General features: G+C 70.2%; 16 protein-coding genes. 5 read left to right on the forward strand and 11 right to left on the reverse strand.

Features of this window, described 5'->3' with window-relative positions; translation table 11 throughout:
• Window positions 1–11: 11 nt before the first annotated feature.
• On the forward strand, window positions 12–332 hold the full coding sequence (locus ACZ6ZP_RS31875; protein ID WP_351165483.1) for an antibiotic biosynthesis monooxygenase family protein: 321 nt from the start codon (window positions 12–14) through the stop codon (window positions 330–332).
• Between the two features lie 303 nt (window positions 333–635).
• Here ACZ6ZP_RS31875 and ACZ6ZP_RS31880 read toward each other — a convergent pair whose 3' ends face one another.
• Window positions 636–1,130: a hypothetical protein gene (locus ACZ6ZP_RS31880; protein ID WP_351165485.1), complete on the reverse strand. Its 495-nt coding sequence runs from the start codon at window positions 1,128–1,130 to the stop codon at window positions 636–638.
• Window positions 1,131–1,155: 25 nt separating this feature from the next.
• Between ACZ6ZP_RS31880 and ACZ6ZP_RS31885 the strand changes: the two genes are divergently transcribed.
• Entirely contained in the window at window positions 1,156–2,253 is a 1,098-nt protein-coding gene (locus tag ACZ6ZP_RS31885) for a methyltransferase (protein ID WP_366461438.1), read from the forward strand.
• Between the two features lie 12 nt (window positions 2,254–2,265).
• Here ACZ6ZP_RS31885 and ACZ6ZP_RS31890 read toward each other — a convergent pair whose 3' ends face one another.
• The 9 genes from ACZ6ZP_RS31890 to ACZ6ZP_RS31930 form a co-directional block, all read right to left on the reverse strand.
• Window positions 2,266–2,718: a DUF1772 domain-containing protein gene (locus tag ACZ6ZP_RS31890; protein WP_351165490.1), complete on the reverse strand. Its 453-nt coding sequence runs from the start codon at window positions 2,716–2,718 to the stop codon at window positions 2,266–2,268.
• Window positions 2,719–2,809: 91 nt separating this feature from the next.
• A complete protein-coding gene (locus tag ACZ6ZP_RS31895; RefSeq protein WP_351165492.1) occupies window positions 2,810–3,232 on the reverse strand; it encodes an SgcJ/EcaC family oxidoreductase in 423 nt (140 codons plus the stop codon).
• Between the two features lie 67 nt (window positions 3,233–3,299).
• Entirely contained in the window at window positions 3,300–4,097 is a 798-nt protein-coding gene (locus ACZ6ZP_RS31900; RefSeq protein ID WP_351165494.1) for a hypothetical protein, read from the reverse strand.
• A 191-nt stretch (window positions 4,098–4,288) separates the two neighbouring features.
• Window positions 4,289–4,714 (reverse strand): PPOX class F420-dependent oxidoreductase, encoded by a 426-nt coding sequence (locus tag ACZ6ZP_RS31905; protein WP_351165496.1) that lies wholly within the window; start codon window positions 4,712–4,714, stop codon window positions 4,289–4,291.
• A 114-nt stretch (window positions 4,715–4,828) separates the two neighbouring features.
• Entirely contained in the window at window positions 4,829–5,938 is a 1,110-nt protein-coding gene (locus tag ACZ6ZP_RS31910) for a methyltransferase (RefSeq protein WP_469409277.1), read from the reverse strand.
• A 23-nt stretch (window positions 5,939–5,961) separates the two neighbouring features.
• Window positions 5,962–6,357, reverse strand: coding sequence for a SchA/CurD-like domain-containing protein (locus ACZ6ZP_RS31915; RefSeq protein ID WP_351165501.1), 396 nt, complete (start codon window positions 6,355–6,357; stop codon window positions 5,962–5,964).
• A complete protein-coding gene (locus tag ACZ6ZP_RS31920; protein WP_351165503.1) occupies window positions 6,357–7,094 on the reverse strand; it encodes an SDR family NAD(P)-dependent oxidoreductase in 738 nt (245 codons plus the stop codon). Before ACZ6ZP_RS31920 ends, ACZ6ZP_RS31915 begins: the two co-directional genes overlap by 1 nt.
• Window positions 7,091–7,471: an antibiotic biosynthesis monooxygenase family protein gene (locus ACZ6ZP_RS31925; RefSeq protein ID WP_351165505.1), complete on the reverse strand. Its 381-nt coding sequence runs from the start codon at window positions 7,469–7,471 to the stop codon at window positions 7,091–7,093. The genes ACZ6ZP_RS31920 and ACZ6ZP_RS31925 overlap by 4 nt, the downstream gene beginning before the upstream one ends.
• A complete protein-coding gene (locus tag ACZ6ZP_RS31930; RefSeq protein WP_361470198.1) occupies window positions 7,468–8,121 on the reverse strand; it encodes a SchA/CurD-like domain-containing protein in 654 nt (217 codons plus the stop codon). The genes ACZ6ZP_RS31925 and ACZ6ZP_RS31930 overlap by 4 nt, the downstream gene beginning before the upstream one ends.
• Window positions 8,122–8,384: 263 nt before the next feature.
• On the opposite strand from ACZ6ZP_RS31930, the gene ACZ6ZP_RS31935 reads away from it, so the two are divergent.
• Both ACZ6ZP_RS31935 and asnB read left to right on the forward strand, forming a co-directional pair.
• Window positions 8,385–9,899, forward strand: a complete 1,515-nt coding sequence (locus ACZ6ZP_RS31935; protein WP_399979810.1) for an FAD-dependent oxidoreductase — start codon at window positions 8,385–8,387, stop codon at window positions 9,897–9,899.
• 99 nt (window positions 9,900–9,998) lie between these two features.
• A complete protein-coding gene (asnB, locus tag ACZ6ZP_RS31940; protein ID WP_351165511.1) occupies window positions 9,999–11,861 on the forward strand; it encodes an asparagine synthase (glutamine-hydrolyzing) in 1,863 nt (620 codons plus the stop codon).
• Between the two features lie 90 nt (window positions 11,862–11,951).
• On the opposite strand, the gene ACZ6ZP_RS31945 is transcribed toward asnB, so the two are convergent.
• Complete coding sequence (locus ACZ6ZP_RS31945) at window positions 11,952–12,896, reverse strand: methyltransferase (RefSeq protein WP_361470202.1); 945 nt, start codon at window positions 12,894–12,896, stop codon at window positions 11,952–11,954.
• A 344-nt stretch (window positions 12,897–13,240) separates the two neighbouring features.
• On the opposite strand from ACZ6ZP_RS31945, the gene ACZ6ZP_RS31950 reads away from it, so the two are divergent.
• Entirely contained in the window at window positions 13,241–14,458 is a 1,218-nt protein-coding gene (locus tag ACZ6ZP_RS31950) for an aminotransferase class I/II-fold pyridoxal phosphate-dependent enzyme (RefSeq protein ID WP_351165516.1), read from the forward strand.
• Window position 14,459 lies beyond the last annotated feature (1 nt).

Genomic DNA, 14,459 nt, shown 5'->3' on the forward strand with positions numbered 1-14,459 from the left:
AGGAGTCGGACGTGGCCGAGCCGGAGACGTTCCGGGCCGTCCTGCACATGGAGATCACGCCGGGGACCGGCCAGGAGTTCGAGGAGACCTGGCGGGACATCGCCAGGACCATCTCCGAGCAGCCCGCGAATCTGGGGCAGTGGCTGCTCCGGGAGAGCGGCTCGGAGGGCTCCTACTACGTGATGACCGACTGGGCCGACGAGGCGAGCTTCCGGGAGTTCGAGCTCAGCGCACCGCATGTGGAGAACCGGAAGCGGCTGGGGCGCTATCGGCGCGCCGGGTCGATGGCGACCATGCGCCTGATCGGCCGGGCCGGTCTCGAGGCCGCCTGAGCCCCTAGACGGCGGCCGGCGGGCCGTACAGCACAGCCCGCGGCGTCGGGCAGCACACCACAGCGCGGCAGTGTCGGTGACCACCGGCCTGCCGCGCTGTGGTGTGCTGCCCGGTCCGGGCGGCCGCGCTCGGGCGTGCGTCGAGCCACGCTCCGGCGGGGATCGATCTCCGCACGGCACGGTGGACGGGTACCGGACGGCGGAGACGGGAGTTCGACCATGTGCCCACCGGCCACGGACGTATCACTGCTGAGCACTCCCGTCAGGCGGGCGGACGTACCGCTGTCGCCGCTCTCGCCGCCGTCACCGTTCCCGGTGGGTCTTGTAGCCGGTCGCCGCGGTGATCCGCTTCAGGGCCTTGTCCATGGCGTCCACGGCCACGTCCGCCAGGCCGAACTGCGTCATCCAGACGAAGACCCGGAACTTCGGGGCGTGGTTGTAGACCTGCAGCAGCAGCCGGGTGCCCTTGGCGTGCGGCTCGGCGGTGAAGACGCCCTTGTACCACCAGTTGCCCATCTCGGCGAAGCTGCCGCGGCTGCGGTTCACCTCGGCGGCACCGTACGGCAGGGAGAAGCGGTCGGGGCCGCCCTTGAGGGTGACCTTCTGGGCCGGGTCGTTGAGGAGTACGGCGTTGCGCTTGCTCGCCTCGCCCTCGGAGACGTTGGTGAGCAGGGCGCGTACCGCGTCCACCGACGCCTCGACGATGCCGGAGGTCTCGTACATCGGCTTGCTGGAGCTGCCGAATGAGCGCCGGATGGCGCGCAGCGAGGTCTTCTTCCGTCCTTGTGCACTGGTCATGTCAGTTGTCCGTTCCTTGTGGGAAGTGAGTGTTGCTGTGGAAATGAACCTGAACGAACTCCTGGGCATGGCCAAGGGGTTCGCGAGTTCGCAGTTGATCCTGACCGCGGTGCGGCTGGAGGTGTTCACGGAGCTGGGTTCCGGCCCGCTCAGCGGCGCGGAGCTCCGGCGGCGCCTGGAGCTGCACCCGCGGGGCGCACAGGCCTTCCTGGACGCCTTGGTGAGCCATGGGCTGCTGGAGCGCACCGGTGACATGTACGCCAACACGCCGGTCGCCGCACGCCACTTGGACGCCCAGCACACCGAGACGTACCTGGGTGGCTATCTCGGGCTGAACGGAGGGCTGTACTGGTTGTGGCCGCAGCTGGAGACGAGCCTGCGGACCGGCCGTCCGTGCACCGGCTTCACCGCCGGAGGCGACGGAGAGTGGGGCGCGGAAGAGGGTGGCTCGGAACAGGGCGGCGGGCAGCCGGACGCCGCGCAGCAGGACGGGGGCGCCGACGGTCAGGAGGGGCCCCTGGAGTGGAGCGCTGTCTACGTCGACGCCATGGCCGTCTTCGCGCGGGCCGCGGCCCCCGTCATCTCCCGCTCCCTGGACTGGTCCCGTTACGAGTCGTTCGTGGACGTGGGCGGCTCCAACGGCACCCTCGCCTTCGAACTCCTTCGGCTGCAGCCGCATCTGCGCGGCACCTGCGTGGACCTGCCCGCCCTGAAGGAGCAGTTCGACACGATGGCGGTGCGCGCGGGCGCCGGGGACAAGGTCGCCTTCCAGGGCGGGGACTTCTTCGAGGAGCCGCTGCCCGAGACCGACGTCGTCATCATGGGCCGCATCCTGCACAACTGGTCCGAGGACGAGCGGCTCCGGCTGCTGCGCCGGGCCTTCGACGCGCTGCGGCCCGGCGGCACGCTGCTGGTCTTCGACCAGCTCACGGACGAGAGCCGGCAGCACAGCCGGGAATCGTCGCTGGCCAGCCTCGACCAGTTGCTGTTCTCCGAGTCCGGCTCGGAGTACACCTTCGGCGAGCTGAGCGGCTGGCTGGCCGCATGCGGATTCCGGGCCCCGTCCGTACAGCTGATGGACGGGGGCCCGGAGATGCTGGCCCTGGCGGTGAAACCCGAGTGAGACCATCGGGTGTTACGAGACCGCCGTGGCGGTCGCGATCAGGGCGAGCGCGATAACGGCCAGCGAAGCGCGAATCCGGTTCAGGTGACCCCACCTGGGCCGGGGGTCGTCCCAGTCGTCGGGGATGTTCCGCGCATCGAGCGCCGCCAGCCGCCGGTTGATGGGGACGTTGCCGAGGTGGGACACGCACTGGCTGGCCAGCAGGGCCAGGCCGCCGGCGGTGAACGGAATGCTGGACGCGCCCCCCTCGATGACGGCCAGCGCGAACGCCGAGAACATCCCGACGTTGAAGACGATCGGCATGGTCGGGTGGAAGCCCTTGCCGAACATCCGGTGCGATTCCACATAGCGCTCCGGCGGCATGTTGCACAGCGCCGGAAAGACGCTGATGGCGACGGCGGTGAGCACTCCCGCGCCGACTCCGGAGGCGGTCAGCGCCAGGACCGCCAAGATGTGTGACACCACGCTGTCCTCCCTTCTGCGGTGGTCCGCCCGGTCCCGTACCGGCGCCGGGCCCGGCCGGTACTCCGGCGCGGGCCCGGGGCCGGTACGGCGGTCAGTGCTGGTAGGCGGCCTGACGGCGGGTGTTCTGGAAGGAGGCGAGCTTCCAGGTGTCGCCCTGGCGCACCGCGGTGAGGCTGACGATCGAACCGCGGTCGGGGTCGGTCTCCGCGCTTTCGCCGAACGAGACACCACCGACGGAGATGATCACGGCGGAGTCGTCGGTGAGGAAGTGGATCTTGGGGTCGCCGTGGTGCTGGTCGTCCATCTTCGAGCCCTTCAGGGGCCCGTCGAAGAGCATCTGGTGGATGTCCTGGATGACCTGGCGGCCCTCCGCCAGCTGCCCGTCGTAGGAGATGTAGTTGGCGTCGTCCAGGAACGGGGCGGCGTAGCCGGCGCCGTCGCCCGCGTTCCATGCCCTGGCCATGCTGAGCAGGATCTCCTTGATCGCCTCTTCGTCCTTGCTGCGCTGCGACATGTTGTCTCTGCCTTTCCGGGTGCTGGTGAGTGAGTGTGCGGGTGATGATCTGGTGGCCGCGGCCCCGTCAGTCGACGGTGATCATCTGGTGCATGCCCTCGACGGCGAACATCCGCGCCGTGGTGAGGTTGGTGAGCCAGGTGGTGAGGACATACGGACCGGGCGTCAGATCGGCGGCGATCACCGCCGAACGTCCGTGGGAGAGCGGGACACAGCCGACCGGGTTGGCGCGGATCAGATCCGTCATCGGGGGCTTCAGCCCCTGGGACTTGGCGGTGAAGAACGCCGCCACGTCTTCGCTGGTGGCGCCTTCCTTCACCGCCATCAGGATCGCTTCGTTGTACTGGCCGACGTCGTTGGTGATCCGGATCGACGCGCCGCTGGGAATCCGGTCCGGGGCCCTGAAGCGCGGCCCGTCGTCGGTGCGGCACTGCACGATCTCCACGCTCGCCTCGGGGAGCGCGGCGGCTGCCTGCCCGGACCCCGCCTCGGCGCGCACGACGGGGATGGAGGCCGCGGTGAAGCCGTCGTCCTTGACGCGCTTGTAGTCGAAGAGGTGGTAGGTGCCCTCGGTGAGCTCCGCGGTGAAGGAGACCGACGTCCGACCGGTGACCGCGCCGCCACCGAGCATCGTGAATTCCCGGTCCACGACCTTGCTGGCGGCCATGGCGTCCGGGCCGTACCCATAGGCCGTCCGGAGATTGTCCACATGCTTTTCCAGCGGAATTCCATCGGCCAGCTTCACGACTCCGAGCCAGGCGTCGTCGGGGTCGGTGGCCTGGATGCGAAAGGTCACCACACCGGCGGGCACGGTCTCCGGTGCCTTGATCCCACCGGAACCCGCGACTATTTCGTAAATCTCCATGGAAACGAATCCTTCCACCCGATATATGCACGCATTTCAGCAGTGTGGTCGGCGCTGAGGAATTGCTGCTGCACTGCTGCGGTCGATTCTTGAGGGCCCCGCACTTCTTTCGCTTGAGCCGGGCTCAAGCCGGGAGCGGGTGCGCGCCCGTACGCGCGGCCGGTACGCCCGCGGCCGGTGGCCGCGGGCGGTCAGCGGCCGCCGTCGTCCTGCGCGAAGGGGTCCTCGCCAGGGGCCGCGGGGCGTACTTCGTACGTCAGCGGGCGGTCCTGGTACATCAGCCGGTAGATGAGGATCCACGCGGAGCTCTGGATCTTCTCGAAGGTCGACATCTCGCCCTGTGCCTTCGGCGGGACGAGGCGTGCCACGCCTTCGACGGTCGGCCCGAGGGGCTTGCCCCTGCGGGTGCACGGGGCGAGGGTGACCCGCGGGTTGTTGGCCAGCCGCTTGACCTTCCACGTCTTCGACCGGGTGTTGAAGAACATCCGGTCCTCTTTGAGGATCCGGCCGACGGGTGTCGCGACCCCGACGCCACTGCGCTTGTACGTCGTCAGCAGGGCCACTCGGGACTTCTTGAGCGGTTCCAGTGCCTTTGCGGCAGTTGTTTCGGAAGTCATGATCGTCTTTCCGAGAGGACGGGCGAGCTGTACAGTGCTCACCTTAGCTGAACAGTGCTCACCGTCAAGTTCACTGTTCAGTGGCCCGTCCCCCGCCGGCGGCCCCGGCCGCCGTCACACAGGGCGGCAGGTGAGCACGGCCCAGCGCCCGGCGGCGGGCTCGTCCTCCAGCTCGAAGCCGCCCGCGGCCAGCAGTTCCCGCCACTCGCCGAGATCCCGCTCGGCGCCGCCGAATCGCAGCAGCATGTCGATGTCCAGGAACTTGCCCTGGTCCCAGGTGTCGCCCGGCGCCAGAACGTGCTCCAGGACCACCAGCCGGGCCGCCGTGTCGTCCCCGATCGCCCGCCGGATGCCCCGCAGGATCGAGGTTGCCGCGGCGTCGTCCCAGTCGTGCAGCACGGCTTTGAGCACGTACGCGTCGTGGCCGCCCGGCAGCTCGCCGAAGAAGTCGCCGCTCACCACCTCGGCCCGCTCGGCGACCCCCTTCTCCTCGAAGAACGCCGGCGCGTTCTCCACCACCTGCGGCTGGTCCACGAGCGTGCCGCGCGTCCCCGGGTTGCGCAGCAGCAGCTCGCTGAGGAAGTACCCCTGCCCGCCGCCGATGTCCGCGATGCGCCGGAACCTGCCGAAGTCGAAGGATTCGAGCAGCTGTTGGGTGGTCGTGGCGCTCATCCGGGACATCGCCCGGTCGAACAGCGCGCTGGTCTCCGGGTGCTGCCGCAGATACCCGAAGAAGTCCATGCCGAAGATGTCGTCGAAGACCGGCCGTCCGGTGCGCAACGCCGTGCTGATCTCGGCGTACGGGCGGCTGACCGCCTCGCTGCCGTTGAACAGGATCATGTCGCGCTGACTGTTGGGCACATCGCTGCGCAGCGCCTGGGCCATGTCGGTCAGCCCGACCTTCCCCCCCTCCCGCAGCGTGAAGACCCCGACCGCCGCCGCACAGCGCAGCATCCGGCGCAACGCCCCGGGGTCGGTCCCCGTCTTCTCCGCGAGCTGCGACACCGTCAGCTCGCCGCCCGCCAGCACATCGGCCACTCCCGCCTCGGCGAGCGCGTAGACGACCTGGGAGACGCGCTTGCCGTTGGTGAGCAGCAGCAGCCGGGCGTGGGGCGGGATCGCGGCCCCGCCGGGCGGCCCGGGTGGGGCGGAGGCCGTCGGACCGGCGGGGTGCGTGCCGGGCGTACCGTGCGGGGTCGTGCCGGACGTGCCGGTGGCGGTCATGCCCAACTCCTTAGATTCGTCGATCAGTTCTGGCTCTGCGCCTGCGGGTGGGTGTCGATGGAGAGCTGGGAGATGCAGCGCATCACGGAGGAGCGGAAGTGCGAGGTGAAGCCGTCCACGGTCTGGGTGTCGGTCTCCCGGGCCTCGGCCAGGTGGGGAGCCAGCTTCTCCTCCAGGATGTGGACGCCCTTCTGGGCGCCCATGTGCCGCCCGATCTGCGCGAAGTCGCCCTCGTAGTGGATGACGCGGACCAGGACGTCGTCCTGGAGGAAGACGGCGGTGCCCAGCAGTCGGCCCACCTCCTGGCCGTCGTCGTCGGTGAACACCGGGGTGCTCACCCGCTGGAAACCGGAGAAGAGTTCGGCGACTTCTTCCTGGCTCTCCGGCTTGATCCGGTAGCTGATCGCGGCGTACGGCATCAGATTCCTCCATCGAGGTTGAGCGTGATTCCGGAGAGGAACGCCGCGCTGTCGCTGCCCAGGAACAGGGCGGCGGCGGCGACGTCCTCGGGGCGGCAGAGCCGCCCCAGCGGTGTCAGGGCGACGATCCGCTGGGTGACGGGGTCGTGCGGGTCCTCGGTGCCGTCGGCGACCATGCCCGGTGCGATGGTGTTGACCCGGACGCCCTGCGGGCCGAGTTCCTTGCACAGCGCACGGGTGAAGCCGATCAGCGCCGCTTTGGCGGCTCCGTAGTGGGCGGCCGCGGGCCTGCCGCGCAGAGCGGCGGCCGAACCGATGTTGATCACGGACGAGCCCTCGCCCAGCAGGGGCAGGGCGGCCCGCGTGACCCGGTAGCAGGCGGTCGCGTTGCGGTCCATGACCCGGGCCCACTCGTCTTCTTCCAGCCTGGCCAGCGGCGCCGCGCCGTCCGCGCCCACGTTGTTGACCAGGACGTCGAGGCCGCCCAGGGTCTCGGCCACGGCCTCGGCCAGCCGCGCCACATCGGGCCCGCTGGACACGTCGGCGCGGTGGATGTCCCGTACGGCATGGCGAAGTTCGGCGTCGGGTTCGTGGGAGCCGAGGTGGCAGGTGATCACCTGGGCCCCGCCCCGGGCGAAGGCGAGAGCGATGGCCCGGCCGATGCCACGGGTGCCGCCGGTGACGAGCACCCGCTTGTCCTTGAGCCCACCGTCCAGGGGCTGTGTGTCTACGGTCACGAGGGGTACTCCTTGTCGGCGTCCCGGGCCGTGCCGGGCGCACTGTCCTTGGCCGCGAGGTCCCGCGCTGCGGCGGGCGCGGTGTCCAGCACCTCGTACAGCTCGTAACAGGGCGTGCGCTGCTGGTCCTGATAGGGGCGCAGCGGGGTCTTCCGCTGCTGGTGGGCCGGCCCCTGCCGCCACCGTTCGTACGCGTCCGCGTCCTCCCAGTCGGTGATCACCGCATAGCCGTACGGGTCCTTGGCCAGCCGGAGCAGGGCGACGCCGAGCACTCCCGGTGTGGGCCGGAAGTCCGGCAGGAAGAGGCGGTAGGCGCGCTCCACCGCGAGCGGGTCGTCGGTGGGCGCCCGGTGGTAGACGACCAGCCGGGCCGTCATGACAGCGCGGGCATCCGCTGCTGGCTGACACAGCGCATGGTGTTGGCGCGGAACTGCTTCAGGAACTGCTCGGGCGTCTCGACATGGCGCTCCTCGGCCATGTACGGGGCGAGCTTCTGCTCCATGCCCGGGCGTCCGCCGCGCTTGGACATGTAGGCGGCCACGTCGTCCAGTTCACCGTCGAACAGCACCACGCGGATCATGTTGTCGTCGTGGACGAACAGGCCGACGCCGAGGATCACCCCGGTCTCCTGGCCCTGCTCCCCGCGCAGGGTGGGCCGTGCTTCCGCCTGGACCTCGGCGAACACCTTGCGGATGTCCTCCGCGTGCCCGGACTTGACCCGGTAGCGCAGCGCGGCCATCCCGGCGGGCCGGTCCTCGATGAAGCGGGACTGTACGCACAGCATCGGGGCCGGGCCGCCGCCGTCCTGGAGGTAGGGGGCCAGCCGGGCCGCGTCCCGATCGGTGATCGCGCGGATCACGTCGTCGGCGTCGTCGTGGTGGTGGAACACCCGCATGACGGTGTCTCCCTGCGCGAACAGCCCCGTGGCTGACAAGGGGGCGAGTCGCTCGGGCTCGTCGGCGAGGACGCGCGCGATCTCGTCGTCGAGTCCGGGCCTCACCTTGTATGCGATGGCGGACAGAGCCATGTGCCGCCCTACCTTTCACTCGTGAGTCGTATTGCTCGTGGTCGTGGCGGGTTCGATCTCCTGAGATCTCCTGAGGCACCCCGAGTCTCGACGGCCGTTCTCAAGCGACGTTCGGGTGACCTTGGAACCGGTCCACAGGGCGGGCACGGTCCGGGAGCCGCACCGGTCCCCTGGGACGCGACTTCCGTTCGAGGCCGCTTCCGAGCGGTCCCGGGAGGATCGGCCCCACCCCGTACGGCTCACGCCGTGAAAGGAGCATCCCGTTGCCCGATCGAGACCCGTACCCACACCCCCTACCGGACACGGACCTTGACGTCCTGGTCATCGGCGCCGGGCCGGCCGGTCTCGCGCTCGCCGCGGACCTCGCCAGATACGGCGTGCGCTGCCAGGTGGCCGAGCGCCGCCCCGCCCCCCGACCCGGCGCCCGCTGCCCCAACGTGTGGCGCCGCACCATGTACGCGTACGCCCGCCTCGGGCAGCCCCCGCACGAACTGCGCGCGCACGGCGTACCGATGCGCTCCAAGGTGTTCCACGTGGGAGACCGCACCGCCGCCGTCTCGCTGCTGGAGGACGCCGATGACCAGCAGTGGCCCTACCCGCTGCTGGTCCGCCAGGACCAGCAGGAGGAGTACCTCACGGCGCTCGCCCGGCAGCACGGTTGCCCGGTGCGCCAGGGTGTCACCGCGACCGTCCTGGACCAGGAACAGGACTGCGTCCGCGTCGAGTTGAGCACCCCGGAGGGCCGCTCCGAGGTGCTGCGGGCGGCCTGGGTGGTGGCGGCGGACGGAGCGCAGAGCCTGTCCAGGGCCGCCGCCGGAGTGGACTGGAAGGTCCGCGGCCACGACGGCGTCGCGTGGTGGCAGGTGGACGCCGGCATCTCCGGGGTGGAGCTGCCGCCCGAGCGGGAGGACTTGTTCCACGCCCCGTACAGCCACGTCGGCATGGTGCCGCTGGCCGACGGCCGCCATCGCGTCTTCCTCGCCTCCGGCACCGAGGACGCCACCGTGCGGCCCTCGTTCGGGGACGTGGAGCGGCTGTTCAGAGAAGTGGTCGGCCCCGAGGCGCGGCTGCACGACCCCCAGCACCTGTGGTGGCACACACCGGTCGAGGGCCGCGCCGAGCAGTGGCTGACCGGCCGGGTCATCCTCCTGGGCGAGGCCGCCCGGGTCTTCCCCATGCCCGTCCACGGACTGAACACGGGGATTCAGGACGCCGCCAACCTCGCGTGGAAGCTCTCCGCCGTCGTCCAACGCCACGCGTCCGTACGGCTGTTGGACACCTACGAGGTCGAACGGCGACAGGTCGCCGAGGTGCTGATGGAGCGCGGGGAGCGAGTGCTGCGCGCCGGGGTCGCCGCCGACCCGGAGGCCACCCTCGGGCCGATCCTGATCGAGGGCAGCCCCCGCATCCGTACCGAGCCGGCACCCGCGTACGAGGCGAGCCCGCTCACCGCGGGGGCCGAGCGGTTCGCGGAGGGCTGCGCGGGCCAGTGGATCGCGTCGTGGCCCGTCCACACGCCCGCCGGAGTGTGGACCGTCTCCACGCTGCAGAGCCAGGGCCAGTGGCTGGTGCTCTCACCCTCCCGCATGCCGCTCAGCGTCACCCATCCGCTGAACCCGCGGGTGGTCAACCGGGCCCAACTCGCGGGCTGCAACCGCCTGATGATCACGATCGTGCGCCCGGACGGCTATGTGGGCGCCGAGATTCCGTTCGGCGCGGGCAGGTCCGCGCAACGCTCGGTGCTCGAATACTTCGACCGGGTCGCGGGCGGGGGGTGACGCGGCCCGACGAGCGCGCCTTGAGTACGCGTTGACCTGACGTCCCGATACTCCGTCAGGTCATGAGCCGGACGTTTTTTCCGAAGAGGAGTGAGCCTCATGTGCGGGATAGCCGGAGTGATCGACTGGGTCCCTGACGCCCGGGACAGCAAGGAGTCCATCGCGAGGATGACCCAGGTCATGCTGTGCCGCGGACAAGACGAGCAGGACATCTGGCACAACGGCCGGGTTGCGTTCGGGCACACCCGTACCTCGGTCATCGACCCGGCGAACGGCCAGCAGCCGATGACCGTGACCCACGACGGCCGTGACCTCGCGACGATCTGCTACAACGGCGAGATCTACAACTACCGCGAACTCCGCGAGGAGCTGCGTGGCCTGGGCCATCACTTCCGCACCAACAGCGATACGGAGGTGCTGCTCCACTCCTATCTGGAATGGGGCACCGAATGCGTCCACCGCCTGCACGGCATCTTCGCCTTCGCCGTCTGGGACGCCCGGTCGCAGGAACTCCTCCTGATCCGCGACCACATGGGCGTCAAGCCGCTCTTCTACGCCCGCACCTCCACCGGCCTGCTCTTCGGCTCCGAGCCCAAGGTGATGTTCTGCCACCCCGAGCTGGAACCGGCGGTGGACGACAACGGCCTGCGGGAGCTGTTCAGTCAGGCCAAGACGCCCGGCACCTCGATCTTCAAGAACATCCTCGAGGTACGGCCCGGCAGCATCCTGCACGTCAAGGACGGACGGCTCACCGAGCGCAACTACTGGAAGCTGAGCGCCCGCGAGCACCCCCACGACCTTGACGCCACCATTGCCACCGTGCGCGAGATGGTCGGCGGCACCATCACGGAACAGCTCGTCGCCGACATCTCCAGGGGCATCCTCGTCTCCGGCGGCATCGACTCCAGCACCATCGCCGCCCTGGCCGCGCCCCGGCTGCGCGAGGAGGGCGAGGCGCCGCGCGCCTTCGGCATGACCTTCACCGGGTACGCGGAGAACTTCCGCCCCGACGAGGTACGCGCCACCCCCGACATCGCCTATGCCCGTCTGCTCAGCCAGCGCCTCGACCTGGACCTGACGGAGATCGAACTGAGCCCCGAGGCGCTGGCCGACCCCGCCCTGCGCGCCGCCGTGGTGGACCGCCAGGACCAGCCCACGGCCCTGGGCGACATGGACGCCTCGATGTACCTGCTCTTCCAGCAGGTCAAGCAGCACATCGGCGTGGCGATGTCGGGCGACACGGCGGACGAGGTCTTCGCCGGCTTCGTCTGGTCGCACAAACCCGAGCTGATGAACGCCCCCACCTTCCCGTGGGTCGCCGTCGGCCAGCTGCACGGCCGCGCCAGCCGCGGCCTGGGCTGCGGCCTGCTGGACCGCACGCTCCTGGACAAGCTGGACCTGACCGCGTACACGCAGGCCCAGTACGAGGCCACCCTGGCCGAGACCCCGCTGCTGCCCGGCGACAGCGCCCTGCAGCGCCGCATCCGCGAGATCGACTACATGCACATGACCCGCTGGCTGCCGTCCCTGCTCGACCGCGGCGACCGGCTGGCCATGTCCTGCGGCCTCGAAGTCCGTGTCCCCTACTGCGAGCCGGCGCTGGTGGACTACGCGTACAACATCCCCTGGGAGATCAAGAGCTTCGACGGCCGCGAGAAGAGCCTGCTGCGAGCCGCCTTCCGCGGCGTCGTCCCCGACGAGATCCTGGACCGTCGCAAGAGCCCTTATCCCGTCACCCAGGACATCCGCTACGCCGAACTCATCTGCGCCCAGCTGCTGGACGTCCTTTCCAACTCCTCCTCCCCGGTCACCGACTTCGCCGACGTCGACGCCGCCCGCGAAGTCGCCCGCACACCCGAGCGCCTCGCTTCGGGCGCGGGCGCGTGGGCGGCCCGGTCCGACGTGGAAATGCTGCTCAACCTCGATGTGTGGCTGCGGAGCGGAGTGCGGGTGACGTTCTGAGGATCCTGCGCCGGTGAGCCGGGTGCGGGTCGAAAAGAGGCGCCCCCTGGAGAGGACTCCAGGGGGCGCCGTGCATGCCGGACCGCTCGTCTAGTTCTTGTGGCCGATGATGAGGGTGTCCACGCCCATGGGCTGGGTGGCGAGGTCGGTGAAGCCGGCGGCCGCCACCCACTCGCGGCATTGGGACGGGGTGTACTTGCCGCCCTCGGGGACCGTCATCATCATCTGGAGGCTGCCCAGCAGCGGGTTGAGGGTGGTGCGGTCGTCGTCGATCATGACGTCGTAGACCAGGGCCAGACCGCCGGGGGCGACCGCTTCGTAGGCCCGGCGGAGCAGGTCCTCGCGTTCCTTCATGGAGATGTCGTGCAGGACTCCGCCCAGGAGCACCACGTCGGCCCGCGGAAGAGGCCCGCCGTCCGCGCCGTGGAAGGCGACCCGGGAGCGGGCCGGATCGTTGGCGAAGTGTTCCTCGAAGGCGGCGGCGACCTCGGGGCGGTCCACGACGGTGCCGGTGAGCTGCGGGAATGTCGCCAGCAGGTGGCGGGCCAACTCGCCTCGTGAGCCGTCCACATCGACGAAGGAGGTGTAGCTCTTCCAGTCGATGGCCTCGTCGAGCTCGTCCGAGATCATCGCGTTCATGGAGTCCATGAACGCGATGAAGGCGTGGGCCGCGCCCGGGTCGGCGTACGGGTCTCCGCCCGCGCCGTCCTCCTCGCCGGGCCGCTCCGCCAGGTGGCCGGTGCGCAGCAGGCCCACCAGCTCCGGGGCGGGACCGGCGGTCACGAAGGCGCCGATGAACTCCGGTGCGGTGGCGCTGAGGTGGAGCCGGGCCGCGGCGGTGGCACGGTAGCCGTCGGGGCCGCGTACGAGCAGGCCCATGGCGGTGAGCGCGTCGAGGAAATCGGGGAGCGGGCGGGGGTGCAGCCCAAGGCGGCGCTGGATCTCCTCGGTGGTGGCCGGGGCCTCGGCGAGCGCGCCGAAGACATCCAGCTCGACCGCGGCGGCGAACACCTGGACCGCGGTTCCTGCGGCCACCGCGTCCAGTACGGGGACCAGGCCTGCTCCTACGTTGTCGGCCAGTCGGTCTGACGGGGGCGAGAACGTTCGCGTGGTCCTCGTCGTTTGCGTCGGCTTTGCCATCGGCGGGTCCCTTCGTGGATGGGGTCCCGCGCAGCATGCGCAGGTGGGCTCAAGGAGCGGACGGGCGCTGCTTGACCGGGCATGGAGTGCCCCGGCGGACGGGGGCCGCGTGCGGGCGGGTTTGGGATTACTCGAAGAGGCGTCGAGAGAGGCGGGAAACCATCGGGCCGGTGCGGCGGTGTCCGCCGCTCGGCGGCCGTTCACGACGGTTTCCGAGGAAGACGACCTAGGAGAGCATCATGACGCGCACGCCCGTTTCCCATCCCGACGCCTCCGCCGGGGCGGCCGAGCGCCAAGGGGGCGATCTGCGACATCTGCCCTCCGACCGGGACCTTCTCGATCTGGGCACCTGCGTCAATCGCTACGGGCCGCCCCCCGCCGTGGAAAAGGCGTTGGCGAACGTGGACGCCCGGGCCCTGCGGACGCATCCGTACGACGCCTCGGAGCAGTTCACCGCCGCCTATGCCGAGTATCTGGACGTCGCGCCCGACGACCTTCTGGTGGGGCGGGGGATCACCGAATTCCTCACGGTCCTCGCGCAGTTGTACGCGCAGGACAGCGTGGTGATCACTCCGGACTACACCGACACCATTCGGCTGTTCCCCCGGCACCTCGGCCCCGGAGGCGGTTCGGGCGCCGGGTCCGGAACAGGCCGGATCGACGTCGTGCGCGACTCCGTGCGCGGGCGCACGGAGCGGGTGGCGACGGCCATGCGCGAGCGCCGGTTCGTGGTGCTGTCCAACCCCAATAATCCGCTGGGGCTCTACATTCCCCGGGACGAACTGGTAAGGATCTGCCGGGCCAATCCCGAGGCGACCCTGATCGTGGACGAGGCGTACGCCGATTTCATGGCGGACTCCTCGCTGTCCATGACGCGGTGCGGGCTGGACAACGTCGTGGTGCTCCAGTCGCCGAACAAGCTGTTCGGCATCGCGGGGGTGCGCACCGGCGCTCTGTGGACGCGCAACGACGTGCTGCGCGAGGCCGTGCGGCGGCGGCTGCCGAACTGGCCGCTGTCCTATCTCGACGCGGCCGTGGCCACTGCCGCGCTCGGCGAACGGTCCTGGGCCGCGGCCACCCGCACCCGGTTGCTGGATGCCGGGCAGCAGATGGAGGACCTCCTGTGCGAGCGCTTCGGCGACGCGGTGGTCACCGGCGCGCCCGTCCACTTCCGCTTCGTCCACACGGACGACGCGCAGCAGGCGCACGAGGTCTACGACCAGCTGGCCGAACAGGGCGTCGTGGTCCGGATCTTCTCGGGAACCAGCCCCGGGCGGGTGCCCGGCCTGCGGATCGTCGCGCCCACCGATCTCGAGATGAGCCGGGTGGCGGACGCGCTGTCCCGGCTTCCGCGCCATCTGCCCGAGCGGCACTCGGGCGGGCCGGACCGGACGCGTCCGATGCCGGCGCCGTACACCACAGCTTCCATTCCGTCGGAAATCGGCCAGGTGAGGTAAT

Source organism: Streptomyces sp. NPDC054047, assembly GCF_055585065.1.